Below are 23201 nucleotides of genomic sequence, written 5' to 3'. Positions count from 1 at the left end.
GACCCGTACGTCGTCCTCGTCGTACTCCCGCCGCTTCGTCGCCAGGACGCCCTCCGTCGGGTCAGCTCGCTCCGGTCACCATCGCCGACCATAGTGCCGGAAACTCCGGCATGGTCTTGGAGGTGCACGACACGTCGTCGAGCTCGACGCCGGGGACCGCCAGGCCGGTCACCGCCGCCGCGTGCGCCATGCGGTGATCGTGGTACGTCCGGAACTGCCCGCCGTGCAGCGGCCGGGGCCGGACCTCCAGCCCGTCGGCCGACTCGGTGAGGTCGGCGCCGAGGCCGGTGAACTCGCGGGCGAGCGCGGCGATCCGGTCGGTCTCGTGCCCCCGGATGTGCGCCACGCCGGTGAACCGGGACGGCGAGTCGGCGAGCACGGCGAGCGCGGTCAGCGCCGGGGTCAGCTCGCTGACGTCGGAGAGGTCGGCCTCGATGCCGTGCACCACGCCGGTGCCGCGCACGGTCAGCCCGTCGGTGGTGAGGACCACCTCGCCGCCCATCCGGTGCAGCAGCGTGCGGAGCTGCTCGACGGGCTGGGCGCTGCTGCGCGGCCAGCCCCGCAACGTCACCTCGCCGCCCGTGACCAGCGCCGCGGCGAAGAACGGCACCGCGCCCGACAGGTCGGGCTCGATCTCCCAGCCCCGCCCGGTCAGCGGCCCCGGCTCGACGACCCAGACGTCCGGGGTGCCGTCGTCGACGGCCGCCCCGGCGGCCCGCAGCATCTGCACGGTCATCCGCAGGTGCGGCGTGGACGGCACCGGCGGGCCGACGTGCCGGACCACCACGCCCCGGTCGAAGCGCGGCGCGGCCAGCAGCAGGCCGGAGACGAGCTGGCTGGAGGCGGAGGCGTCGATGACCACCTCGCCGCCGGCCACGCTCCCGGTGCCGAACACGGTCAGCGGGAGGCTGCCGGTGGCCGGGGACTCGACCCGCACCCCGAGGGAGCGCAGCGCGTCGATCAGCGGACCCAGCGGGCGGGTGCGGGCCTGCGGGTCGCCGTCGAAGGTGATCCGCCCCTCGGCGAGCCCGGCGACCGGGGGCACGAACCGCATGATGGTGCCGGCGAGGCCGACGTCGACGTGCGCCGGGCCGGCGAGCGGGTGGGGCCGGACCAGCCAGCGGTCGTCGTCGGCGATCGACATGTGCGCGCCGAGGGCCCGCAGGCCGCCGGCCATCAGCTCGGTGTCGCGGGCGCGCAGCGCCCCGGCGATGGTGGAGGGGCCGCCGGCCAGCGCGCTGAGCACCAGCGCGCGGGCGGTCATCGACTTGGAGCCGGGCAGCCGCAGCGTGGCAACCACCGGGTCGGACGCGGTCGGAGCGGTCCACGGCCGCAGCGGCCGGGTCGCGGTCGTGTTCCCCACGGTCACATTCTGCCGCGCCCCGGCCGCCGCCGGACGGGCCGCCCGGGCGCGCTCCCGGTGGGCGGGACGGGCCTCCCGACGCCGGGCCCGGGCCGGGGCGGTCCCCGGCGGGACAGCCGAACGCGGCCCGGGGCGTTAGCGTGTGCCCCATGTGTGGGAGGTACGCCACGACCCGGAGCGCGGTCGACCTGAGCGCCGTTTTCGAGTCGGCCGACGAGACGCAGGGCCGGGCCCGGTCGAGCCACAACGTCGCCCCCACGACGACCGTGCCGCTGGTGCGGCTCACCCCGGAGGGGCACCGCGCCCTGTCCGCCGGCCGCTGGGGGTTCCTCCCGCCCTGGTCGAAGTCGCCCGCCGCCGGGGCCCGCATGATCAACGCGCGGGCGGAGACGGTGGCCACCAGCCGGGCGTACGCGCCCGCGTTCGCCCGGCGGCGCTGCCTCGTCCCCGCCGACGGCTGGTACGAGTGGGTCCGGCTGCCCGAGGGCGGGCGGCAGCCCTACTTCATGACCCCGGCCGACTCGTCGGTGCTCGCCCTGGCGGGCATCTGGTCGGTCTGGGAGGGGCCCGCCGGGCCCGTGCTGACCTTCAGCGTGCTGACCACCGCGGCGGTGGGCGAGCTGGCCCGGGTGCACGAGCGGATGCCCCTGCTGCTGCCCCGCCAGCGGTGGGCGTCCTGGCTGGGGTCGACCGACGAGCCGGCCGCCCTGCTGGCCCCGCCCGATCCCGGGTGGCTGGCGGGGCTGGAGATCCGCCCGGTCGGCCCGGCGGTCGGCAACGTCCGCAACGACGGGCCGGAGTTGATCACCAGGGTGCCCGCCCCGGCCGCCCCGGCCGACGAGGTGACGCTTTTCTGACAGTCGCCGCGGGCATTGTCGCGTGCTGATTTGCCAGAGTTGCGGGCGAATCGTCGCCTGAGCTTTTAGTCATCTTTACGGAAGACTCTTGTCCCGGTGTCTGAAAGTGCGATACAACACAGCGCCGGTAGTGGGTGACGATTCGTACGGTGCGAACGGCACTCATCGATCTTTCCGGTCCCACGGGGGAGGTGGGTGGATGACACGGGCGCGTATGCCCCGCCCGCACGAGGTGGCTGCCGCACGACGAGATCCGCGACTGTTGCGGGCGTTGCGGGAACGGCGGCAGGACGAAGCCTGGCGCACCAGAGGCACCTGCCAGAGCGTGGATCCGGAGACGTTCTTTCCGGCCCCCAACGAGCCGGCCGACGCGGCCGTCGCGCTCTGCCGCAGTTGTGACGTGCAGGGATCGTGCCTGGCCTGGGCGCTGGAGGTCGGTGACTGCCACGGCGTGTGGGGCGGCACCACCCCGCGCGAGCGCCGGGCCATGCTGGTCGCCTGGCGCAGCGAGGTCGACCCGAACCCCGACGCGGCCGACGAGGCCGGCCCGCCGGTGCGGGACCGGCTGCTCACCCTGGTGCCGCTGAGCTGACCGCCCCGGCCGTCCCGCCCCCCGGCAAGGACGGGACGGCCGGCGGCGGTCCGACAGCGCCCGGCGGTCCGACAGCGCCCGGCGGGACGGCGGCGACCAACGGGACGGCGGCCGGCTGGGACGGCGGGCGCGCCCGCCTCCGGGTGGCGTGGGCCGGGTGCCCCGGGCCCGGCGAGGTCCATCGGCTCCGGCGCGTGCCGGGTCGGTTCGCGGCGGTGACCCGCAGAATGGGCCCGTGCGAGACGCGGACGAGATCGTCACCCCACGCGGACCGGCCCGGGTCGACACCGACCTGCCCGCCGGCCCGCCGAGGGCGCTGCTGGCGCTCGGGCACGGCGCGGGCGGTGACGTCGACGCGCCGGACCTGGGCGCGCTGCGGGACGCGGCGGCCCGCGCCGGGCTCGTCGTGTGCCGGGTGACCCAGCCCTACCGGGTCGCCGGGCGACGCGCGCCGGCCCCCGCCGGGCACCTCGACGAGGCGTGGACGGCGGTCCTGGCCGAGCTGCGCCGGCGGCACCCCGCCGTGCCCGCGCTCGTGGTCGGCGGCCGGTCCAGCGGTGCCCGGGTGGCCTGCCGCACCGCGACCGCCGTCGGCGCGGACGCGGTGGTGGCCCTGGCGTTCCCGCTGCACCCGCCCGGTCGGCCGGAGCGTTCCCGGGCGGCGGAACTGGCCACCGGGCTGCCGACGCTGGTGGTCAACGGCGACCGCGACCCGTTCGGCGTGCCCGAGCCGGGCCGACGGGTGCGGGTGGTGGTCCGGCCCGGCGAGCGGCACGACCTGGCCGGTGATCCGGCCGGCACGGCCGCGGTGGTCGTCGACTGGCTGCGTAGGCGGGGCTGGGCGTCGCGCTGAGGCGCACCGGCCGTGACCCGGGGCCGTACGCCTCGTTGTCTCCGATGGTGTCGGGTGCCCGGTCCGGGAGGCCGACGCCGTCCCTCCCAGGCCCTTCCTGGTCCCAGCGCCGGCGCCCGCCGGGGCCGGGACCAGGAACGGGGCCGGCGGGCCGGAATGCCGGGACCCGCGCCCCGCGTTACCCCCCACGGAAGAGACTTCTGCTTCAGGGGGGTGTGACCGGTGCCGACCGAGACGCGGAGCCGGGAACGGGACGAACGGGAGGCGCAGCGGCTCAGAAGGCTGCTGGGCGGACCGGACTGGCCCGCGGTGGCGGGGCCGGCCGGGCCGGGGTGGCCCGGGGCGGTGAGGACCAGCACACCGGCCGAAAGTGAATCTGCGGGCACTGCCCGGCGCGTATCCTCGGCGGGAAAGCATCCGACGCGAGGGGATGTGCGGTTGACCACCGAGAAGACGGACGAGCGCAGGGCCCGCTTCGAGCGGGACGCGATGCCATTCGTCGACCAGCTCTACGCTGCCGGGCTGCGGATGACCCGCAACCCGGCGGATGCCGAGGACCTGGTCCAGGAGACGTACCTGAAGGCGTACGCGGCCTTCCACCAGTTCGAGCAGGGCACCAACCTGAAGGCCTGGCTGTACCGGATCCTGACCAACACCTACATCAACTCCTACCGCAAACGGCAGCGCCAGCCCATCCAGGCACCGACCGAGGAGATCACCGACTGGCAGCTCGCCGAGGCCGAGTCGCACACCTCCAGCGGGCTGCGTTCGGCCGAGACCGAGGCGCTCGACCGGCTGCCCGACAGCGACGTCAAGGAGGCCCTCCAGCAGTTGCCGGAGGAGTTCCGCCTGGCGGTCTACCTCACCGACGTCGAGGGCTTCTCCTACAAGGAGGTGGCCGACATCATGGGCACGCCCATCGGCACGGTGATGTCGCGGTTGCACCGGGGTCGTCGTAATCTGCGCAAGCTGCTCGAGGGCTACGCCGCCGAGCGCGGTTTCAGCGCTGCGCGGTCCCCGAAGGGCTCGACCGCCGCCGCCGGCCGGGAGGTGTGACGTGAGCTGTGGGAAGCCGCACGAGACGGACTGCCGTGAGGTGCTCGCGGAGGTCTACTTCTACCTCGACCTGGAGTGCGCCGAGGAGCGCCGGACGCTGATCCGGCGGCACCTCGACGAGTGCGGGCCGTGCCTGCGGGAGTACGGCCTGGAGCAGGAGGTGAAGGCGCTGGTCGCCCGCTGCTGCGGCAACGAGACCGCGCCCGAGCAGTTGCGCGAGCGGCTGCGGGTCCGCCTCACCGAGCTGGTGGTCTTCGAGACGAGCGAGTCCCGGGAGCTGGCCGACTGACGGCCGGCGTGCCTGGACGTGGCGGTGGCCCGGGTCGATCGGACCCGGGCCACCGGCGTCTCCGGCCGTGGGCGGCGAGGAGCGCTGAGCGGTCGGCGGTCGCCCGCCGCGCGACTCAGGAGTTGGGGCGCTTGCCGTGGTTCGCGCTGCTCTTCTTGCGGGCCTTCTTCTTGCGGGCCTTCTTCGCCATGCTGACCTCCTCGGGTGCTGGTCGGTGTCCGCCGGCGGCGAGCGCGGCGGTGGTCGCGTACCGGTCGCCCGGTCACCCGGGGCCGATCCGCTGATGCTAGTGCGGCCCGCCGCGGCCGTGGTCCGCCGGGGCACCGGTGGCGGGGCCGATGCGCCGTCGACCGGCCCGGTGCGGCGCGCGGGCCCGACGGGATCGCACGTCGGGGGCCGCCGACCCGCCCGCGACGGTCCGGCACGTGATTGGATACCGATCGAGACACTGGCGGAAGAGGGAGGGCCCGGAGATGGCCGACGAGATCCGCGCCGAGATGGTGGCGAACGTGTGGAAGGTCGTCGCGTCGGCCGGGGACACCGTGTCCGAGGGGGACACGCTGGTGATCCTGGAGTCGATGAAGATGGAGATCCCGGTCGTCGCCGAGTCCGACGGCGTCGTCGAGCGGCTCGCCGTCAACGAGGGCGACGTGGTGCAGGACGGTGACCTGATCGCGGTGATCGGTTGACCGGGCTGCGGGTCAGGCGGGCCACCCCGGCCGACTTCTCGGCGGTGGCCCGGCTGACGGTCGCCGCGTACGAGGCCGACGGTCAGCTCAAGGGCGAGCACGGCTACGGTGCCGTGCTCGCCGACGTGGCCGCCCGGGCGGAGGCCGGCGAGGTGCTGGTCGCCGTCGACGCGGCGACCGGCGAGCTGCTCGGTTCGGTCACGTTCGTGCTGCCCGGCACCCCCTACGCCGAGCTCTCCGGGCCCGGCGAGGCCGAGTTCCGGATGCTGGCCGTGGACCCGGCGGCCCAGGGCCGGGGAGTCGGCGCGGCGCTGGTCGAGGCGTGCCTGTCCCGCGCCGCCGAGCGGGGCTGCTCGGCGGTGGTGATCTGCGTGCGCGGCGGGCTCGCCGCGGCCGCCCACCGGCTCTACGAGCGGCTGGGCTTCGTCCGCACGCCGGAGCGGGACTGGTCCCCGCTGCCCGGGGTGGACCTGCTCGGCCTGCGGCGGGAGCTGCCCGGCCCGAGCTGATCCCTGCGCCCGGTCGCCCCGCTCACGGCCGGCGCTGCTCCCGGTCGGCCCCGCCCGCGCCGCCGCGCGGACCCCGCCGCCCGGGTCGGCCGGACGGCGGCGGCTCAGCCCTCGGCGATGCGGGCGAGCAGCTCGTCGGCCACCTCCAGGGCGATCTTCCGCCGCTCCTCGTCGGTGACGTGCGGGGTGCGGATGGCGAACCAGCTGCTGTGCACGGCGAACAGCGACAGGGCGGCGCGCAGCTGGGCTTCGGGCGACTCGTCGCCCCGGGCCAGCGCGTCGGCCAGCCGGAACATCCGGTCGCGCATCTGCTGCCCGGCGGCCAGGCTCTTGAGCGCGGTCTGGTTCTGCTCGAAGAAGCGCATCACCGAGGGCTGCTCGGTGGCGAACATGCTGTCGGCGTAGCGGGCGATCAGCTCCCGCCGCGTCGCCAGCGTGGCGGGCTGCCCGTCGGCCCAGGCGATCAGCGCGTCCATCCGGTCCAGCCGCTCCTCGACGAAGCTGCTGACGATCTCGTCCTTGCTCTTGAAGTGGTAGTAGAGGGCGGCCTTCGTCACGTTCAGCCGCTCGGCGATCTCGCGCAGCGAGGTCTTCTCGTAGCCCTGCTCGGTGAAGAGTTCGAGGGCCACGGCCTTGATGCGCTCCCGCGTGCCTGTGCTCTCTCTCACCCGAACCACCCAACTCGCTTGACGACCAGTTGCCACCCAACTTACCGTGCGGCTAGTAAGGTAACTAGCCGGTCGGCAAGTAAGTCGGTCACATCCCGGGGGGAGCTTACCGATGAGTCAGGAAGTCGAGGGCGCGGAGCGACGACCCAACATCCGGGTCGTCCTTTTCGGCCTCATGATCGCGATGATGCTCGCGATGCTCGACAACATGATCGTCAGCACCGCGCTGCCGCGGATCGTCGGCGAGTTCGGCGGGGTCGACCACTTCACCTGGGTCGTCACCGCGTACGTGCTGGGCACCACCGTCTCCACCCCCATCTGGGGCAAGCTCGGCGACCTCTACGGCCGCAAGGCGGTCTTCCTGACCTCCGTGGGCATCTTCCTGCTCGGCTCCGCGCTGTGCGGCATGGCCGGCTCCGGCGTGTTCGGCGGCACCGACAGCGGCATGATCGAGCTGATCGCCTTCCGGGCCGTCCAGGGCCTCGGCGCGGGCGGGCTGATGGTCGGCGTGATGGCGATCATCGGCGACCTCGTCCCGCCCCGGGAACGGGGCCGCTACCAGGGCATGATGGCCGGCATCATGGCCATCGCCATGGTGGCCGGGCCGCTGGTCGGCGGCTTCATCACCGACAACCTCTCGTGGCGCTGGGCGTTCTACGTCAACCTGCCGCTCGGCGGCGTCGCGCTGCTGGTGCTCGCCACCACCATGCACCTGCCGAAGTACCGCACCGAGCACCGGATCGACTGGCTCGGCGCGGGGCTGCTCTCGGTCGGCATCACCGCGATCGTGCTGATCACCACCTGGGGCGGCAACTCCTACGACTGGACCTCGCCGCAGATCCTCGGCCTGTCCGCCCTGGCCCTGGTGAGCCTGGTCGTGTTCGGCTTCGTGGAGCGGCGCGCGGCGGAGCCGATCCTGCCGCTCGGGCTGTTCGCCAACCGCAACTTCGCGCTGATCTCGATGATCGGCTTCCTGCTCGGCTTCGCGATGTTCGGGGCCATGAACTTCCTGCCGCTCTACCAGCAGACCGTGCAGGGGGCGACGGCCACCAACAGCGGCCTGCTGCTGCTGCCGCTGATGTTCGGCATGCTGGTGGTCTCGCTGGCGGTCGGTCGGGCGATCACGAGGACCGGCCGGTACCGGATGTTCCCGATCGTCGGCGGCGTGGTGATGACCGCCGGCCTGGCCCTGCTGACCCGGCTCGACGTGGACACGAGCAAGGTGGAGTCCTCGCTCTACATGGTCGTCCTCGGCGTCGGCATGGGCTTCCTCATGCAGACCTCGATGCTGATCGCGCAGAACAGCGTCGAGCAGAAGGACCTCGGCGCGGCCAGCGGCGCGGCCACCTTCTTCCGCTCGATCGGCGGCTCGTTCGGCATCTCGCTGTTCGGCGCGATCTTCGCCAACCGGCTCGCCGACTCGCCCGCCGGGTCCGCGTTCAGCGGCGGGGGCGAGGGCGGCCAGGTCGACCTCGACAAGCTCAAGCAGCTGCCGGCGCAGGCCCGCGAGCTGGTGCTCGGCGGTCTCGCCGACGCCGTCTCGCACGTCTTCTGGTGGGCCGTGCTGTTCACCGTGCTGGTGCCGGTGCTGGCCTGGTTCATCCGGGAGATCCCGCTGCGCTCGACGAACGACGCCCCGCCGGCCGCTTCGCCGGACGAGCAGGCCGAGGCGGCCCTGGGCAGGGCGTCGGCGGTCTGAGCGGCGGCCCCGGCCGGGCCGCCCACCCCGAGCGCCGGGGCGGGCGGCCCGGCCGGCAGTGCCGCCGGCCCCGCCTCAGCCCCGGCGGCGGGTGAGGCGGCCCCAGAGGCGGCGCAGCCGGCCCGGGCGGGACCGGCCCGCCGCCGGGCCGGAGATCAGCTCGCCGGCCAGCGCGGCCGTCGCCGGGTCGAGGGCCGGGGTGGCCAGCGCCAGGTACGCCAGCGAGACCGCGATCGGCATGCTCCGGTCCCGGGCCACGGCCGCCGCGTCGGCGAGCCGGTCGGCCACCACGCCGGCCACGTCCTCGCGGACCGAGGGGTCCACCCAGGCGGCGGTGACCAGGGCGAACAGGGCCGCCTCGGTGATCCAGTCCTCCACCCCCCAGACCAGATCGACGAGCGTCCGGCGGCGGGTGGAGGACGGCCACGGCTCGTCCGTGCGGTGGTGCAGCAGGCCCAGGCACGCCCACACCTGCACGCAGCGCACCCAGAGCGACGGGTCCTGCCCGGCCAGCACCCGGCCCAGCCCGGTCGGCGGGGCCGCGGGCGGGTGCACCAGCAGCCCGAGCAGGTCGGGCAGCCCCAGCGTGGCCAGGCCGACCGCCGCGTCGTACGCCGCCGGGGGGTGCGGCCACGCCGGGTGGGCGAGCTGCCGGACGCGGTCCGCCGCCTCGGCCGAGGGCGCCGGCACCGCCGGGGCGGCCACGGTGCCGTCCCAGCGCCACAGCGGCCGGTCGGTGGCCCGGCGGGGCTCGCGCGGGTCCGGCTCGGCCACCGCCGCCACCTCGACCCGCAGGCCGGGCGCGGCCGCCGCCACGGTACGCAGCGCGCTCGGCGGCTCCAGCGTCTCCAGCCGTACGGTCGCGCCGAGGGCGTCCTGCTCGGCGGCCAGGGCGTGCCGCAGCACGGCGACCGCCGCCCCGGCGGCCGGGGTGACCTGCCCCAGCCACGGCCGGCTGCGGCAGCACTCGGCGAGGTCGCCGTGCTCGTGCGAGTCGTCGGGATGGTCGCGGACGAAGTCGGCCAGCGCCACCAGGTGCGCCACGTCGCCGTCGCGCTGGAAGCGCAGCCGGTGCGCGGTGTGCACGGCGCAGTCGAAGGCGGGGTTCCGGGCGAGGGCCCGGTCGGTCCACTCCAGGGCCTCGTCGAGCCGGCCGGTGTCGGCCAGCGTGCCGGCGATGTCGGCGTACACGGCGAGGTCGTCCGGGTCGTGGTCGACGGCCCGGCGGAGCGCGGCGAGGGCGTCGCGGGTGCGGCCGGCGCTGCGGTACGCGTACCCGAGCCACACCTCGCCGAGCTTGGACGGGCGCACCCGTACGCCCCGGCCGGCCCAGCGGACCGCCAGGTCGACCTCGCCGAGGCGCCGGGCCAGGGCGGACGCCGCGCCCAGCAGCAGGGCGTGCTCGGGGTGGACGGTGACCGCGTTGCGGGCCAGGGTGAGGTACGGCATCAGGGGCGCCCGGTCGGCGCGCGGCACCGGGTCGGGCGTGGCGGCGCACACCTGCATCAGCACCTGGGCGAGGCCCTCCGGGTCGAGCCGTTCCGGCAGCTCGGGGGCCGTCACCCAGGGCACCCCGGCCCAGTCGGCGCTGCGGTCGTGCCCGGTGGCGGCGGCCAGCAGCTCCAGCCCCTCGGCGGGCCGCCCCGCCGCGGCGAGCAGGTGTGCCCGGGCCACCACCGTGCCGACGAAGGCGCGCTGGTGCAGGGGGAACAGGTCGAGGCCGCCGCCGCTGGCGGCGGCCAGCCGGGCCAGCGTCTCGTGCGCCTCGGGCAGGGTGGGCGACCGGGTCAGCGCGCCGGCGACGTGCCCGGCGGCGTGCGCCAGGTCCCCCTCGTCCAGCGCGAGCCGGGCCAGGGCCAGCTCCTCCTCCGCCGTCAGCGGGGGATCGTCCCTTCCCTCGGACACGTGGGCCTCTCGGTGGTAGGTGCGGGTGGCCGGGCGGCGGATGCGTCCCCCGTCGCAGTGTCGCCGGGCCGGGCAAGCGTAGGTGATGTTGGCTCGGCTTGGTGATCCGCTGCGCAATGCTGCTCGCAAGATTGTTCATGTACGCCGAAACATGCAAGACTGAGCAGGAAACGCGCGGCAATCGCGCAGGGAAAGGGGCACTCCGTGACGCGTGCAGGGGCCGGCATGGCCGCCGACATCTCCGAGCAGCCGGCCGGCTACGAGCGGCTGCTCTCCGCCGAGCACGCCGGGGCGATCGCCCGGGTGGCCGCCGTCGTCGCGCAGCGCCGCCCCCGGCACGTGGTCTTCACCGCGCGGGGCACCTCCGACCACGCCGCGCTCTACGCGGCGTACCTGACCGAGATCCGGCTCGGCCTGCCCGCCGGGCTCGCCTCGCCCAGCGCGGTCACCCTCTTCGGCGCGCGCCCCGACCTGTCCGACGCGCTGGTCGTCGGGGTCAGCCAGAGCGGCGGCTCACCCGACCTGGCCGAGGTGCTGCGTGCCGCCCGCGCCTCCGGCGCGCTCACCCTCGCCGTGACCAACAACCCCGACTCGCCGCTGGCCGGGATCGCCGAGCTGAACGTCGACATCGCCGCCGGAGCAGAGCGGGCGGTGGCGGCCACCAAGACGTACACGGCGGAGCTGCTCGCCCTGCTGCTGCTCGTGGAGGGCGTCCGGGCCGGCGACGGGGCGCTGCCCGCCGCCGAGCGCGCCGCCCTGGCGGCCCTGCCCGAGCTGGCCGCCCGCACCCTCGACGACCCCACCCCGGCCCAGCTCGCGCCGCGCTACCGGTTCGCCGCCCAGCTCGTCACCACCGGCCGGGGGTACGCGTACCCGACCGCCCGGGAGGCGGCGCTCAAGCTGATGGAGACCTCGTACCTGCCGGCGCTCGCCTTCTCCGGCGCGGACCTGCTGCACGGCCCGCTCGCGATGACCGACCCGGACGTGCCGGTGCTGGCCGTGGTCGGCTCCGGCCCCGGCGGCCGGTCGATGGGCGAGGTGCTGCCCCGCCTCGGCGAGCGCCGCGCCGACGTGGTCGTGGTCGGCTCCGCCGACGTCGAGGGGGCCACCCGGATGGCCGTCCCCGAGGTCGACGAGCGGTACGCCCCGCTGCTGGACATCCTGCCGTTGCAGCGCCTCGCCCTGGCGCTGGCCCTGGCCCGGGGCGAGGACCCCGACGCGCCGCGCGGCCTGAAGAAGGTCACCGCGACGATGTGAGCGCCCCGGGCCGGCCGGCGAACGTGGGGCGGGCCGGCGGAGGCGCGCCGGCCGGGCCGGCGTGGGCGCGCGGGCCGGTCGGTGTGAGCCCGGCCGGCCAGCGGGACGGGGCGCGGGTGGGCGTGGCACGCTGTGCAGCGTGTCCACGTTGCGCGACCTCGCCGAGGAGCACACCCAGCTCCGCCCCGCCGACATCGACCACCTGCACCGGATCGCCGGAGACTGGCAGCTGCTGTCCGACCTGTCCTTCGCCGACCTGCTGCTGTGGGTGCCGGTGGACCGCGACGGCACCTTCCTCTGCGTGGCCCAGGTCCGCCCGACGACCGCGCCCACCGCGTACCAGGACGACCAGGTGGGGCGGATCGTCGGCGGGCCCGAGGTGGCCCACCTGGAGGTCGCGTACGGCCAGGGCCGGATCTGGCGGGAGGGCGACCCGGTCTGGTACGGCGACGTGCCCGCCCGGCACGAGGCGATCCCGGTCCGGCTGCGCACCGCCGACGGGGAGGCCGGCGAGGTGATCGCGGTCGTCGGCCGGGACACCAACCTCTCCACCGCGCGCACGCCCAGCCAGCTCGAACTGAACTACCTGACCACCGCCGACGACCTCGCCCAGATGATCGCCGACGGCACGTTCCCACCGCCCCGGCACCCCGGGGAGACGACGTCCGCGCCCCGGGTCGGCGACGGCCTGGTCCGGCTCGACGCCGGCGGCAAGGTCACCTACGCCAGCCCCAACGCGCAGTCCGCGTACCGGCGGCTCGGCTTCGCCGCGCATCTGGTGGGCGAGGACCTGGCCAAGCTGCACCGCCGGCTGGCCGCCGACCCCCTGGAGGGCACCGAGGCGGCCAACGGCATCCTCGCCGCGCTGCGCGGCGAGGGCCCGCCCCGGCGGGAGATCGACGCCCGGGGCGCGACCATGCTCACCCGGGCCCTGCCGCTGATGCCCGCCGGGGTGCCGATCGGCGCGCTGGTCCTGGTCCGCGACATCACCGAGGTACGCCGCCGCGACCGCGCCCTGATCACCAAGGACGCCACCATCCGGGAGATCCACCACCGGGTGAAGAACAACCTGCAGACCGTCGCGGCGCTGTTGCGCCTCCAGGCCCGCCGGGTGGCCATGCCGGAGGCCCGGGTCGCCCTGGAGGAGTCCGTACGCCGGGTCGCCTCCATCGCCCTGGTGCACGAGACGCTCTCCATGTCCAGCGACGAGGCGGTCGAGTTCGACGGCATCGTCGACCGGGTGGCCAGCGCGGCGACCGAGGTCGCCGCGACCGAGCAGACCGTCGGGATGCGCCGCCGGGGCAGCTTCGGCGTGCTGCCGGCCGAGATCGCCACCTCGCTGGTCATGGTCCTCAACGAGCTGCTGCTCAACGCCGTCGAGCACGGCTTCCCGCCGGCCGCCGAGCCCCAGACCGGCCCGGCGGACACCGCTTCGGCCGGCGGCTCCGGGGTGAGTGGGGTGCTTCCGCAGGTCGCCGCCGGGGTCGAGGCGGTGACACCGCCCGAGGTCGTCGTGTCGGCGCACCGGTTCCGCAAGCAGCTGCACGTCACCGTCGCCGACAACGGGCGGGGCCTGCCGGCCGGGTTCGACGCCGAACGCGGCAGCCGGCTCGGGCTCCAGATCGTCCGGGCGCTGGTGACCGGCGAGCTGCGCGGCACCATCGAGCTGCGCAACGGCGCGGAGGGCGGCACCGAGGCGGTGCTGGTGGTCCCCCTCGTCCGCTCCTGACACCGGGCCACCCGCCCCCGGGGCGGGGCGCCGGCGGGGGTGCCTGGTCGACTCCAGGTCGGCGACATGGCGGTGTCCCGTCGCCCGGATACCCCCACCCGACCGGCACGGCCCGGCCGTCCAGCGGTGATCGGGCGACGGGCCGGTCAGCCTCGGCGGCTGAGCAGCGCCACGGTCAGGCCGGGGCGTGGCCAGACCCGCTCGACGGCGAAGCCGTCCCGCAGCGCCGTCCCCTTCGCGCCGGGCACCGCGTCGGCCGGGTCCGCCTGCCGGCCGGCGACCACCAGCCAGACCCGTCGCGCCCCGGCCAGGCAGGCGGCCGGGGCGGGGCACTCATCGGTCCAGTAGTCGCCGCGCGCGTCGCGGCCCCGCACGGCCAGCGCGTCCGGGGGCTGCCGGTCGCCGAGGTGGTAGCCGATGCCGAGGTCCGTGAACAGCCAGCCGTCCCGGGGCGAGAAGACGATCACGTCGCCGGGGCGGCGCCCCGCGTCGACCACCCTGGCCGCCCCCCGGTAGTCGACCAGCGCGCCGCGCGGCCATTCGTGGCTACGCCGTAGCGCCACCTGGTCGGGCAGCCCGAGCAGGCCGGCGAGGAGCACCACGGCCAGCGCCGCCGGTAGCGCCACCGTGGCCAGCGCCGCCCCGGCCAGCAGACAGGCGAACGGCACGGCGAAGAACAGGTAGCGCGGCACCCACAGCGGCCCGGCCAGCCCGGCCAGGAAGACCAGGGCCACCGGCAGGACCAGGCAGGCGGCGGGGGGCAGCCCGGCCCGGCCCGACCGGGCGACGCCGAGGGCGGCCAGGCCCAGCAGCAGCCCGCCCACCGCGCCGCTCTGGGCCAGCGCGCCGGGCAGGGCGGCCAGGTCGGCGGGGCGGGCCGGGTCCACCCAGTCGAGCTGCCGCCCCCGCTGGCCGGCTGCCAGCAGCACCAGGGGAGCGAGCACGACCGCAGCCGGCAGGAGCGCGAGCAGCCAGCCCCACGACGCCCGCCGCGGCCACCGGCCGGCGATCCGGGGGAGACCGGCCGGGCCACCGGCCCGGCGGGCCGCCGGGCCGGGTACGCCGGGCGGGTTTCCGTCGGTGGTGCCCGAGGTGGTGTCCGGAGCGTCCCGGTTGACGGTTGGCTGGGTGGCGCGGCGGGCGGACCGGTCGGCGGCCAGCACGACTGCCGCGTGGGCGGCGAGCAGGGTGAGCGCGACCAGGTGGGCCAGGCCGAGGGCGGCCACCGCGGCGGCGTACCCGGCCCAGCGCCGCCAGCCGGGCCGCTCCAGCGCCCGGGCCAGCAGCAGCGTCGCCAGCACCGCGAAGAGGGCGACGAACGCGTACGGGCGGGCCTCCTGGGCGTACCGGGAGGTGCCGGGCAGGACCGCGAACAGCAGGCCGCCGGCGAGTCCGGCCCGTCGCCCGAGCAGCCGGGCGCCGAGCGTGGCGGCGAGCCCGGCCGTGCCCGCCATGGCCAGCGCCGACGGCAGCCGCAGCGCGGCGGGGGAGTCCCCGCAGAGCGCCACCCAGCCGTGCATGAACAGGTAGTACGGCCAGGTGGCGGCATCGATGGTGCCGGCCATCCGGGTCAGGTCGCCCAGCGGCCGGGTGGCGGCGCTCCAGGTGGCCAGCTCGTCGCGCCACGGCTGGGCCGTGCCGATGCCCACGCCGGTGACCGCCAGCGCCCCCGCAGCCGGCCACAGCCAGACCGCCCTGAGCCGTTCCAACAAAAACCGCCAAACGGACGATTTCGCCACGTCATCGAGCCTCCCACACCCGCCCCCCGGCCCGGTGATCAAGAGGAAAGTGTCACCGTGGAGATCGACATCGACGCCTTTCTCTTGATCGCCGGGGTGGGGAGCGGTGGGGCGGGGGTGCGGGGTGGGAGGGTGGTGGGGTGGTTTGGCTGTTGGGGTGGGGTGTCGGTGGGGGTGGGGATCGGTGGCCCGTGATGTGGGATCACACTCACGGCCGTTGGTAGGTCCACCCTGCGTGTGGGAGCATGGGCACATGCTTGCCGCTGTCGTCCGTCGCTTCGTGGCCCGTCGCCACGTCGACTACGGCCGCGTGCGCAGCGCCATCTGTCCGGCCCACTGACGACGCCCGACCCATCCGTCTCGGGCGCGTAGTCGCGCCGGCCGTCCGACACCGCTGTCCACGGCCCCGTCCCACGGGCCGGCCGCGCGCCCGCGTCCAGAGGCACAGCAGACAACGGAGGACGCCGCGATGGCGGTCAGCAGCACCCCCGCCCGACCCGACGCACCCACGGCACCCGTCGCGCGGGCACCCCGCCGCCCCCGTGGGGAGGGCCAGTGGGCGCTCGGTCACCGTGAGCCGCTCAACGCCAACGAGCGGATCAAGAAGGACGACGATCCGCTGAACGTCCGGGCCCGGATCGAGAACGTCTACGCCCACCGGGGCTTCGCCTCGATCGACCCGCAGGACCTGCGCGGCCGGTTCCGCTGGTGGGGCCTCTACACCCAGCGCAAGGCCGGCATCGACGGCGGACGCACCGCCGTGCTGGAGCCGCACGAGCTGGAGGACGAGTTCTTCATGCTCCGGGTCCGGGTCGACGGCGGCCAGCTCACCCTGGAGCAGCTCCGGGTGGTCGCGGACATCTCCCGGGAGTTCGCCCGGGACACCGCCGACATCACCGACCGGCAGAACATCCAGTACCACTGGATCCGGGTCGAGGACATGCCGGAGATCTGGCGTCGGCTGGAGTCGGTGGGCCTGCAGACCACCGAGGCGTGCGGCGACTGCCCGCGGATCGTGCTCGGCAGCCCGGTCGCCGGGGTGGCCGAGGCCGAGCTGCTCGACCCGACCCCGGCGCTGGAGGAGATCGTCCGGCGGTACGTCGGCGACAAGCGCTTCTCCAACCTGCCCCGCAAGTTCAAGACGTCGATCTCCTGGCTGGTGGACACCCCGTACGAGGCGAACGACATCGCCTTCCTGGGCGTCGACCACCCGGAGCACGGCCCCGGCTTCGACGTCTGGGTCGGCGGGGGCCTCTCCACCAACCCGATGCTGGCCAAGCGGCTCGGCGTCTGGGTGCCGCTGACCGAGGTGCCGGACGTCTGGGCCGGCGTGGTCGGCATCTTCCGCGACTACGGCTACCGCCGGCTGCGCAACCGGGCCCGGCTGAAGTTCCTCGTCGCCGACTGGGGCGTGGAGAAGTTCCGCGAGGTGCTGGAGAAGGAATACCTGGGCCGCACGCTGCTCGACGGGCCCGCCCCGGAGCTGCCCGCCAAGCCGGTCGACCACATCGGGGTGCACCGCCAGCGCGACGGGCTCGCCTACGTCGGGGCCTCCCCGGTGGTGGGGCGGGTCTCCGGCACGCAGCTCGCCCGGCTCGCCGACGTGGTCGAGGCGCACGGCAGCGGCCGGGTGCGGCTCACCCCGTACCAGAAGCTCCTGGTCCTGGACGTGCCCCCGGAGCGGACCAACTCGCTGGTGGCCGAGCTGAGCACCATCGGCCTTGAGGCCCGGCCGTCGGCGTGGCGGCGCGGCACGATGGCCTGCACCGGCATCGAGTTCTGCAAGCTGGCCATCGTCGAGACGAAGGCGCGCGGCGAGGAGCTGGTGGCCCGGCTGGAGGAGCGCCTGCGCGACTTCGACGCGGACATCTCCATCCACCTCAACGGCTGCCCGAACGCCTGCGCCCGCACGCAGGTCGCCGACATCGGCCTCAAGGGGCAGCTCGTGGTCGGCCCGGACGGCCGCCAGGTCGAGGGCTTCCAGGTGCACCTGGGCGGCGGCCTGGGCATGGCGCAGGGCCAGACCGCCGGTTTCGGCCGCAAGCTGCGCGGCCTGAAGACCACCGCCGCCGAGCTTCCGGAGTACGTGGAACGGCTCGCCCGCCGCTACCTGGCGAGCCGGACCGAGGGCGAGTCCTTCGCCAACTGGGTGATCAGGGTAGACGAGGAGGAACTCCGATGAGTGAGACTCGTTCAGCGCCGCTCTACTGCCCCTACTGCGGTGAGGAGGACCTGCGGCCGAGCGAGGCCGGGCACGGCGCGTGGGAGTGCCACGCCTGCGCCCGGGTGTTCACGGTGAAGTTCACCGGCCTGCTGACCGAGGCGGTGACCCGATGACCGCCCTGGTGTCGGCCGCGACCCTGGGGCTGGTCGGCCCCGGCGGCCCGACTCCCGCCGATCCCGCCCGGCGCAGCCCGCAGGAGCTGCGGGAGCTGGCCGAGCGGGCGGGCCGGGAGCTGGAGGGCGCTCCGGCGCTGGAGATCGCCCGCTGGGCGGCCGAGACGTTCGGCGACCGGTTCTGCGTGACCAGCTCGATGGCCGACGCCGTGCTCGCCCACCTCGTCTCCCGGGTCGCGCCCGGGGTCGACGTGATCTTCCTCGACACCGGGCTGCACTTCCCGGAGACGCTGCGGGTCCGCGACGAGGTGGCCCGCCGGCTGCCCGTCAACGTCCGGTCGATCCGGCCCCGGCTCACCGTCGGCCAGCAGGACGGCGAGTACGGCCCCCGGCTGTTCAACCGGTCGCCGGACGACTGCTGCCAGCTGCGCAAGGTCGAGCCGCTGGAGCGGGCGCTGTCCGGGTACGACGCCTGGGCCGCCGGGCTGCGCCGCGACGAGTCGCCGACCCGGGCCAACACGCCGGTGGTGACGTTCGACGCCCGCCGGGGAAGGGTGAAGGTGAACCCGATCGCCGCCTGGAAGCAGGCCGACGTGGACGCCTACATCGCCCGGCACGACATCCCGGTCAACGAGCTGTTCAAGCGCGGCTACGGCTCGATCGGCTGCTGGCCCTGCACCCGCCGCACGAAGGCAGGGGAGGACCCGCGGGCCGGCCGCTGGGCGATGTTCGAGAAGACCGAGTGCGGGCTGCACCTCTGACCGGGTCCGGGATCCGGGGGCCGGCGCTCGCGGCCGGCGACCCGGTGGTCCTGGTGGCGCACGGCAGCCGGGATCCCCGGGCGGCCGAGGCGACCCGGGCGCTGGCCCGGGCGGTCGCGGCCGCCCGCCCCGGCGTGGCCGTGTCGGCGAGCTGGCTGGACCACACGGACCCGGGGCCGACGGAGGCGCTGCGCTCGCTGGCGGCGGCCGGACATCCCCGGGCGGTGCTGGTGCCGCTGCTGCTCACCGCCGCGTACCACCGGCGGGTGGACGTCCCGGCGGCGGTCGCGGCGGCCCGGGAGTCGGGGCCGCCGATCGACGTGCGCGTCTCCGACGTGCTCGGCCCGGCCGACGGGGTGGTCGACGGGGCGCTGCTGGCCGGGCTGCGGCGGCGGCTGGCGGAGGCGGATCCCGGCCGGTTCGACGCGCTGGTGCTCGCCGCCGCGGGCACCCGGGATCCCCGGGCGCGGGGTTCGGTGGGCCGGGTCGCGGCGGCGCTCGGCGCGGCGCTCGGGGTGCCCTGCCGGGTGTCGTACGCCTCGGCGGCCCCGCCGGACGCGGGCGCGGCGGTGTCCCGGCTGCGCGCGGCGGGCGCGCGGCGGGTGGCCGTGTCGGCGTACTTCCTGGCCCCGGGGCTCTTCCACGACGCGGTGCTGGCGGGGGCGCGGGCGGCCGGCGCGGTGACCGTCTCCGGGCCGCTCACCGACGCCCCGGAGCTGGCCGATCTGGTGCTGCGCCGGGCGGACGCCGCGCCGCCGGAGTGAATCCGGGCGGGCGGCTGCTTCCGGGCGGCGGCCCGTCGGCCGGGTGATCGGGGCGGCCCCGGCCCGGGGCGCGCAACGGGCCGGGAGGACGCCGCACAGCAGAACGCCCCGACAGGGGTTGCCCTGTCGGGGCGTGGAGCTGTGGTGCGTGCAGTAGGTCAGGCGGAGTGAGCGCGCAGCACCCGGAGACCACCGCGGCGCTTGACGGCGCGCCGCTCCTCCTCGCTCATCCCGCCCCAGACGCCGGCGTCCTGACCGGACTCAAGTGCCCACTGGAGGCACTGGTCGGTCACGGAGCAGCGCCGGCAGACGGCCTTGGCCTGCTCGACCTGCAGGAGAGCCGGACCGGACGTCCCGATCGGGAAGAACAGCTCCGGGTCCTCGTCGCGGCAGACAGCATGGTGACGCCAGTCCATGGCGGCAACACTCCTCATTCTGGATGGGTGGCAGATATTGCGTTGGTGCTTTTCCTTTATGCATCCGCACGCCGATGGTCACGGTTCGCATCCATCAATTCGGCGCTGCGTGAGCAGGCTCTGGTAGCCACTGGGACCTGCTCGAACACCTCAACACAATGAGCATGTCCTAGCAATGTCCCGGTAACTCAAGTTCGCTTGTGAATACTTTCACGAACTCACGCGATGTCAAGGGTGACGCTCGGAAAAACTCCGAGCGGTGAGCAAGCTCACGACCCCTTTGTCCGGTTTGCAGGGAGTCCTGGTTACCCGGCGTACCACAGTCGAGGATCAATATAGTACAGTCTGCGTGACATTGCTGACATTTCCGGCACCTCGCCCTCGGTGTGGCGGCCACCGCATCGACAGCGGTGGGGGGACCGCGCTCGACCAAGGGCTGTACCCGAGACCTAGCAGATTACTCTCAGTGCGGCCGGAACGGATGCGAATCTGACTTTTTCCCGCTCGCCGAGATAGTCCCCGTCGAGCTGGAAAGCCTGAGGACGGCTCGCGACCAGGGTGAACTCGGCCAGGTCGTGCAGCTGCAACACCTGACGCCCCCGCGGATCGGGCGTGTGGGAGAAGAACTGGGTCACTGTGCGTGCCGTGCTGGCCACGCGGAGCTGCCGCATGGCGAGCACGTCGAGCCCGAGATCGAAGGACGCCGCCGGATTCGGGTTGATCTCCCGCTCGCCCAGGTACGTCCAGGGCGCGGTGTTCTGGATGATGACCGTGGCGAGCTCACCCTCGGTAACCTCGCCGGGGCGTTCCAGTGAGATCGTCGGATGGCGACGGTTCGAGCCGAGGAAATACTGATTGACCGTCGAGCGCAGATAGAGCGCCGGCGTCGAGACCCGGCCGCGCCGACGGGCCTGCTCGACCCGGTGGATCACCGCCGCGTCGAGGCCGAAGCCGGCGCAGAAGGTGAAGTAGCGGTCGTCGGCCCGGCCCAGCCCGATCGTGCGGGACCGCCCGAGCCGCAGCCCCTCCAGGATCATGCTGGTGCCCTCCGGCCACTCCCGGGGCAGGCCGAGCGCGCGGGCGAACACGTTCGTGGAGCCCCCGGGGACGGTGGCCAGCGCCGGCAGCCGCTCGGCGGGACTGCCCCCGGTGCGGATCGTCGGGGGCTCGGCCGCCATCAGGCCGTTGACCACCTCGTTGACGGTGCCGTCGCCGCCGAGCGTCACCACCAGGTCGACGCCCTCCTCGGCCGCCTCCCGGGCGAGGTCCATGGCGTGACCCCGCCGGCGGGTGTACCGCACCGACAGGTCGACTTCGCTGCGCAGCGCCCGGACCAGGACGTCCCGGCTGCGTTCGCTGGTGGTGGTGGCCTTCGGATTGACCACCAGGACGGCCCGCATGGGCGGCACTGTACCGCGCCCCACCACCGGTATCGTGGCGCGCGTGACCATCGACTCGGGCCAGGACCCGACCACGCTGCGCTGGGCGGTCCGGCTGCTCCGGGCGGAGGCGGTCGCCCTCGGTCTGGTCGCCGTCTGGCTCGTCTGGGCCGACCTCACCGCCACCACCACCGACCTGCCGTCGGCGCTGCTGGTGACCGCGTTCGCCCTCGGCGGCGCGGCCGCCCTCTGGGCGCTCGGCGGCGCGCTCGGCCGCCGGCGCGCCGGGGCCCGGGCCCCGGCGATCGTCCTGCAACTGATGCTGCTGCCGGTCGGCTGGTACATGATCCAGGGCGGGCTCGGCTGGCTCGGCGTGCCGCTGATGGCGCTCGGCCTCGGCGTCAGCGCGCTGCTCGTCAGCCCGCCGACCACCCGGGCCCTCGGCCTCACCTGAGCCGGGTGGGCGCGGGCCCGCTGGGCGGCCCGTGGCGGGCGAGGAGCGCGGTCAGTAGCCGGCGCGGCGGGTCAGCAGGGAGATGGTGGCCCGGCCGTTGTGGGCGCTCGCCGAGGCGGCCGTGGTGAGTGCCGTCAGCACCTTCCAGGCGAACGACGACTCGGAGGGGAGCGTCGCCCCGCGCACGGTCGGCACGGTCACCTCGACGGTCAGGGCGTCCTCGGTCACCTGGAACCGGCACTCCAGCTCGGCGTCGCGGGTGGCGATCGCGAGGAGCATGGCGCACGCCTCGTCCACGGCGATCCGCAGGTCCTCGATCTCGTCGAGGGCGAACTGGAGACGGGCGGCGAGGCCGGCCGTGGCGGTGCGGAGCACGCCGAGGTAGCCACCGTCGGCGGGCACCGTGAGGTGCACGATGTCGTCGTCGGTGGCTGGCTGGCCGGTCAGTTGAGTCACGCCTCATCCCCCCGGTGGGGGACTCTACCCCGTCAGGCGGACGGACGCGTGGGCGCGGCGCTCGCGGGCGGCGTCACGTCGGCCGCGAGCGCGGTCAGGGCCGCCCCCGTCAGCCGGTACGGCACCCACTCCGCCATCGGGGACGCGCCGATCGAGGCGTAGAACCGGGCCGCCGGGTTCCAGTCGATCATCGACCAGTCGAGCCGGCGGTAGCCCCGCTCGACGCAGATCGCGGCCAGGGTGGCCAGCAGCCGCCGGCCCGCGCCGGTGCCCCGCGCCTCGGGGCGGACGTAGAGGTCCTCCAGGTAGATGCCGTGCACGCCGGCCCAGGTGGAGAAGTTGAGGAACCACAACGCGAAGCCGAGCGGCCGGTCGGCCCCGTCGACGACCACGTGCCCGAAGAGCGCGGGCGTCGGGCCGAAAAGGGCCTCGGTGAGCTGCCCGGCGGTCAGGTGGCACTCGTCGGCGGCCCGCTCGTACGCGGCCAGCTCGTGCACCATGGCGACGACGGCCGGCACGTCCCCGGGACGCGCCGGCCGTACCGTCGGTGTCGACCCGGAGGTCACGCCTGCTTGGTCTCCCAGAAGATCTTCGAGATCTCCTCGATCTTCGCGAGCAGCTCCTCGGCCTTGGCCGGATCGGCGCTGCCCTTGGCGCCGCTGGCGCCCGCGAGCTTGGTGGCCTCGTTGAACAGGCTGTGCAGGTTCGGGTACTTCTCGAAGTGCGCCGGCTTGAAGTAGTCCGTCCACAGCACCCACAGGTGGTGCTTGACCAGCTCGGCGCGCTGCTCCTTGATGATCAGCGCCCGGGTGCGGAACTCGGGGTCGGTGTTCGCCTGGTACTTCTCGGCGATCGCCTTGATCGACTCGGCCTCGATCCGGGCCTGGGCCGGGTCGTAGACGCCGCACGGCAGGTCGCAGTGGGCGCTGACGGTGACGCTCGGCATGAGGATGCGCGGAAGTCGCATCGGGATCCTCCATGGGAAGTTTGCGATGATCCAGGACGACATTACTCCTGGAGATGCTCCCCAGCGGTGCGGAGGTGAAACCGGTGCCCCCCGACACGCCCGCCGCCGACCGGCTGCGGGGGCCGCTCACCGCCGTACTGGTGACCGGTCCGTCGATGGCACCCACCCTGCGCCACGGCGACGCCCTGCTGGTGCGGCGCGGGGGCCGTCCGATCCGCCCCGGCGACGTCGTGGTCGCGGTCTTCCGCAGCCGTCCGGGCCTGCTCGTGGTCAAGCGCGCGGTCCGCCCCGCCGACGGCGGCTGGTGGGTACGCGGCGACAACGACCTCGTCACCGACGACTCCCGGGCGTACGGCGTGGCCGACGTGCACGGCCGCGTCGTGGCCCGCTACTGGCCCCGGCCGGGCCGGCTGCCCCGCCCCGCCGGCTACCGGCGAGTATGACCCTACTCACATCCGACTT

General features: G+C 74.9%; 25 protein-coding genes. 16 read left to right on the top strand and 9 right to left on the bottom strand.

What is annotated here, in order from left to right; translation table 11 throughout:
* Positions 1 to 61: 61 nt before the first annotated feature.
* Positions 62 to 1363, bottom strand: a complete 1302-nt coding sequence (gene aroA, locus O7628_RS07035) for a 3-phosphoshikimate 1-carboxyvinyltransferase (protein WP_278129227.1) — start codon at positions 1361 to 1363, stop codon at positions 62 to 64.
* A 149-nt stretch (positions 1364 to 1512) separates the two neighbouring features.
* On the opposite strand from aroA, the gene O7628_RS07030 reads away from it, so the two are divergent.
* The 7 genes from O7628_RS07030 (at position 1513) to O7628_RS07000 (ending at position 6208) form a co-directional block, all read left to right on the top strand.
* Positions 1513 to 2220 carry an SOS response-associated peptidase gene (locus tag O7628_RS07030; protein WP_178066312.1) on the top strand — a complete coding sequence of 236 codons (708 nt, stop codon included), beginning with the start codon at positions 1513 to 1515 and terminating at the stop codon, positions 2218 to 2220.
* 199 nt (positions 2221 to 2419) lie between these two features.
* Positions 2420 to 2812 (top strand): WhiB family transcriptional regulator, encoded by a 393-nt coding sequence (locus tag O7628_RS07025; RefSeq protein WP_043965878.1) that lies wholly within the window; start codon positions 2420 to 2422, stop codon positions 2810 to 2812.
* A 235-nt stretch (positions 2813 to 3047) separates the two neighbouring features.
* Positions 3048 to 3665, top strand: coding sequence for an alpha/beta family hydrolase (locus O7628_RS07020; RefSeq protein WP_178066311.1), 618 nt, complete (start codon positions 3048 to 3050; stop codon positions 3663 to 3665).
* Positions 3666 to 3887: 222 nt separating this feature from the next.
* Positions 3888 to 4721, top strand: a complete 834-nt coding sequence (locus tag O7628_RS07015; RefSeq protein ID WP_278129223.1) for a sigma-70 family RNA polymerase sigma factor — start codon at positions 3888 to 3890, stop codon at positions 4719 to 4721.
* Between the two features lies 1 nt (position 4722).
* On the top strand, positions 4723 to 5010 hold the full coding sequence (rsrA, locus tag O7628_RS07010) for a mycothiol system anti-sigma-R factor (RefSeq protein WP_074472685.1): 288 nt from the start codon (positions 4723 to 4725) through the stop codon (positions 5008 to 5010).
* A gap of 473 nt (positions 5011 to 5483) precedes the next feature.
* A complete protein-coding gene (locus O7628_RS07005; RefSeq protein ID WP_074472686.1) occupies positions 5484 to 5699 on the top strand; it encodes a biotin/lipoyl-binding carrier protein in 216 nt (71 codons plus the stop codon).
* Positions 5696 to 6208, top strand: coding sequence for a GNAT family N-acetyltransferase (locus O7628_RS07000; RefSeq protein ID WP_178066310.1), 513 nt, complete (start codon positions 5696 to 5698; stop codon positions 6206 to 6208). The genes O7628_RS07005 and O7628_RS07000 overlap by 4 nt, the downstream gene beginning before the upstream one ends.
* A gap of 104 nt (positions 6209 to 6312) precedes the next feature.
* Here the strand turns inward: O7628_RS07000 and O7628_RS06995 are convergent, their stop codons facing one another.
* Positions 6313 to 6876 (bottom strand): TetR/AcrR family transcriptional regulator, encoded by a 564-nt coding sequence (locus tag O7628_RS06995; RefSeq protein WP_074472688.1) that lies wholly within the window; start codon positions 6874 to 6876, stop codon positions 6313 to 6315.
* Between the two features lie 112 nt (positions 6877 to 6988).
* On the opposite strand from O7628_RS06995, the gene O7628_RS06990 reads away from it, so the two are divergent.
* Positions 6989 to 8575, top strand: coding sequence for an MDR family MFS transporter (locus tag O7628_RS06990; RefSeq protein ID WP_278129221.1), 1587 nt, complete (start codon positions 6989 to 6991; stop codon positions 8573 to 8575).
* A gap of 75 nt (positions 8576 to 8650) precedes the next feature.
* Here O7628_RS06990 and O7628_RS06985 read toward each other — a convergent pair whose 3' ends face one another.
* A complete protein-coding gene (locus tag O7628_RS06985) occupies positions 8651 to 10480 on the bottom strand; it encodes a tetratricopeptide repeat protein (RefSeq protein WP_278129219.1) in 1830 nt (609 codons plus the stop codon).
* Positions 10481 to 10705: 225 nt separating this feature from the next.
* On the opposite strand from O7628_RS06985, the gene O7628_RS06980 reads away from it, so the two are divergent.
* Positions 10706 to 11737, top strand: coding sequence for an SIS domain-containing protein (locus O7628_RS06980; protein ID WP_074472691.1), 1032 nt, complete (start codon positions 10706 to 10708; stop codon positions 11735 to 11737).
* A 139-nt stretch (positions 11738 to 11876) separates the two neighbouring features.
* Entirely contained in the window at positions 11877 to 13466 is a 1590-nt protein-coding gene (locus O7628_RS06975) for a PAS domain-containing sensor histidine kinase (RefSeq protein ID WP_278129217.1), read from the top strand.
* 146 nt (positions 13467 to 13612) lie between these two features.
* Here O7628_RS06975 and O7628_RS06970 read toward each other — a convergent pair whose 3' ends face one another.
* Entirely contained in the window at positions 13613 to 15175 is a 1563-nt protein-coding gene (locus O7628_RS06970) for a glycosyltransferase family 39 protein (protein ID WP_278129215.1), read from the bottom strand.
* 499 nt (positions 15176 to 15674) lie between these two features.
* On the opposite strand from O7628_RS06970, the gene O7628_RS06965 reads away from it, so the two are divergent.
* Genes O7628_RS06965 through O7628_RS06950 form a run of 4 tightly spaced genes read left to right on the top strand, consistent with a single transcriptional unit; the run spans position 15675 to position 19067 of the window.
* The gene (locus O7628_RS06965) at positions 15675 to 17387 is read left to right on the top strand and encodes a nitrite/sulfite reductase (RefSeq protein WP_278129213.1); all 1713 of its coding nucleotides are present in this window, start codon (positions 15675 to 15677) and stop codon (positions 17385 to 17387) included.
* Positions 17384 to 17542 carry a hypothetical protein gene (locus O7628_RS06960; RefSeq protein WP_176734126.1) on the top strand — a complete coding sequence of 53 codons (159 nt, stop codon included), beginning with the start codon at positions 17384 to 17386 and terminating at the stop codon, positions 17540 to 17542. Before O7628_RS06965 ends, O7628_RS06960 begins: the two co-directional genes overlap by 4 nt.
* Positions 17539 to 18303, top strand: a complete 765-nt coding sequence (locus O7628_RS06955; RefSeq protein WP_178066305.1) for a phosphoadenylyl-sulfate reductase — start codon at positions 17539 to 17541, stop codon at positions 18301 to 18303. The genes O7628_RS06960 and O7628_RS06955 overlap by 4 nt, the downstream gene beginning before the upstream one ends.
* Positions 18285 to 19067, top strand: a complete 783-nt coding sequence (locus O7628_RS06950) for a CbiX/SirB N-terminal domain-containing protein (RefSeq protein WP_278129209.1) — start codon at positions 18285 to 18287, stop codon at positions 19065 to 19067. Before O7628_RS06955 ends, O7628_RS06950 begins: the two co-directional genes overlap by 19 nt.
* 158 nt (positions 19068 to 19225) lie before the next feature.
* On the opposite strand, the gene O7628_RS06945 is transcribed toward O7628_RS06950, so the two are convergent.
* Together O7628_RS06945 and O7628_RS06940 are read right to left on the bottom strand one after the other, a co-directional pair.
* The gene (locus tag O7628_RS06945; RefSeq protein ID WP_007072794.1) at positions 19226 to 19483 is read right to left on the bottom strand and encodes a WhiB family transcriptional regulator; all 258 of its coding nucleotides are present in this window, start codon (positions 19481 to 19483) and stop codon (positions 19226 to 19228) included.
* Positions 19484 to 19932: 449 nt separating this feature from the next.
* The gene (locus O7628_RS06940; protein WP_278129207.1) at positions 19933 to 20883 is read right to left on the bottom strand and encodes a diacylglycerol kinase family protein; all 951 of its coding nucleotides are present in this window, start codon (positions 20881 to 20883) and stop codon (positions 19933 to 19935) included.
* 43 nt (positions 20884 to 20926) lie between these two features.
* Between O7628_RS06940 and O7628_RS06935 the strand changes: the two genes are divergently transcribed.
* Positions 20927 to 21316, top strand: coding sequence for a hypothetical protein (locus tag O7628_RS06935; RefSeq protein ID WP_278129205.1), 390 nt, complete (start codon positions 20927 to 20929; stop codon positions 21314 to 21316).
* A gap of 51 nt (positions 21317 to 21367) precedes the next feature.
* Here the strand turns inward: O7628_RS06935 and O7628_RS06930 are convergent, their stop codons facing one another.
* From O7628_RS06930 to sodN, 3 genes are read right to left on the bottom strand one after another with little or no spacing between them, the layout of a single operon-like run.
* Positions 21368 to 21772, bottom strand: coding sequence for an ATP-binding protein (locus O7628_RS06930; protein WP_074472699.1), 405 nt, complete (start codon positions 21770 to 21772; stop codon positions 21368 to 21370).
* Positions 21773 to 21804: 32 nt separating this feature from the next.
* Entirely contained in the window at positions 21805 to 22338 is a 534-nt protein-coding gene (locus tag O7628_RS06925; RefSeq protein ID WP_278129202.1) for a GNAT family N-acetyltransferase, read from the bottom strand.
* Positions 22335 to 22739 (bottom strand): superoxide dismutase, Ni, encoded by a 405-nt coding sequence (gene sodN, locus O7628_RS06920; protein WP_074472701.1) that lies wholly within the window; start codon positions 22737 to 22739, stop codon positions 22335 to 22337. The genes O7628_RS06925 and sodN overlap by 4 nt, the downstream gene beginning before the upstream one ends.
* Positions 22740 to 22822: 83 nt before the next feature.
* On the opposite strand from sodN, the gene O7628_RS06915 reads away from it, so the two are divergent.
* Positions 22823 to 23182 (top strand): S24/S26 family peptidase, encoded by a 360-nt coding sequence (locus O7628_RS06915; protein ID WP_278129199.1) that lies wholly within the window; start codon positions 22823 to 22825, stop codon positions 23180 to 23182.
* Positions 23183 to 23201: the final 19 nt, after the last annotated feature.

Origin of the sequence: Micromonospora sp. WMMD956 (assembly GCF_029626125.1) — a bacterium.
Lineage (GTDB): Bacteria > Actinomycetota > Actinomycetes > Mycobacteriales > Micromonosporaceae > Micromonospora > Micromonospora carbonacea.
The sequence above is the reverse complement of the archived record's forward strand: the minus strand, read 5'-3'. Positions and strand labels throughout refer to the sequence as shown.

Excerpts from the sequence above, each read along its gene's own strand:
- O7628_RS07030 (WP_178066312.1), top strand. The coding sequence starts at position 1,513 with ATGTGTGGGAGGTACGCCACGACCCGGAGCGCGGTCGACCTGAGCGCC.
- O7628_RS06945 (WP_007072794.1), bottom strand. The coding sequence starts at position 19,483 with ATGGACTGGCGTCACCATGCTGTCTGCCGCGACGAGGACCCGGAGCTG.
- O7628_RS06960 (WP_176734126.1), top strand. The coding sequence starts at position 17,384 with ATGAGTGAGACTCGTTCAGCGCCGCTCTACTGCCCCTACTGCGGTGAG.
- O7628_RS06940 (WP_278129207.1), bottom strand. The coding sequence starts at position 20,883 with ATGCGGGCCGTCCTGGTGGTCAATCCGAAGGCCACCACCACCAGCGAA.
- O7628_RS07025 (WP_043965878.1), top strand. The coding sequence starts at position 2,420 with ATGACACGGGCGCGTATGCCCCGCCCGCACGAGGTGGCTGCCGCACGA.
- O7628_RS07005 (WP_074472686.1), top strand. The coding sequence starts at position 5,484 with ATGGCCGACGAGATCCGCGCCGAGATGGTGGCGAACGTGTGGAAGGTC.
- O7628_RS06955 (WP_178066305.1), top strand. The coding sequence starts at position 17,539 with ATGACCGCCCTGGTGTCGGCCGCGACCCTGGGGCTGGTCGGCCCCGGC.
- O7628_RS06965 (WP_278129213.1), top strand. The coding sequence starts at position 15,675 with ATGGCGGTCAGCAGCACCCCCGCCCGACCCGACGCACCCACGGCACCC.
- O7628_RS06990 (WP_278129221.1), top strand. The coding sequence starts at position 6,989 with ATGAGTCAGGAAGTCGAGGGCGCGGAGCGACGACCCAACATCCGGGTC.
- O7628_RS06980 (WP_074472691.1), top strand. The coding sequence starts at position 10,706 with ATGGCCGCCGACATCTCCGAGCAGCCGGCCGGCTACGAGCGGCTGCTC.
- sodN (WP_074472701.1), bottom strand. The coding sequence starts at position 22,739 with ATGCGACTTCCGCGCATCCTCATGCCGAGCGTCACCGTCAGCGCCCAC.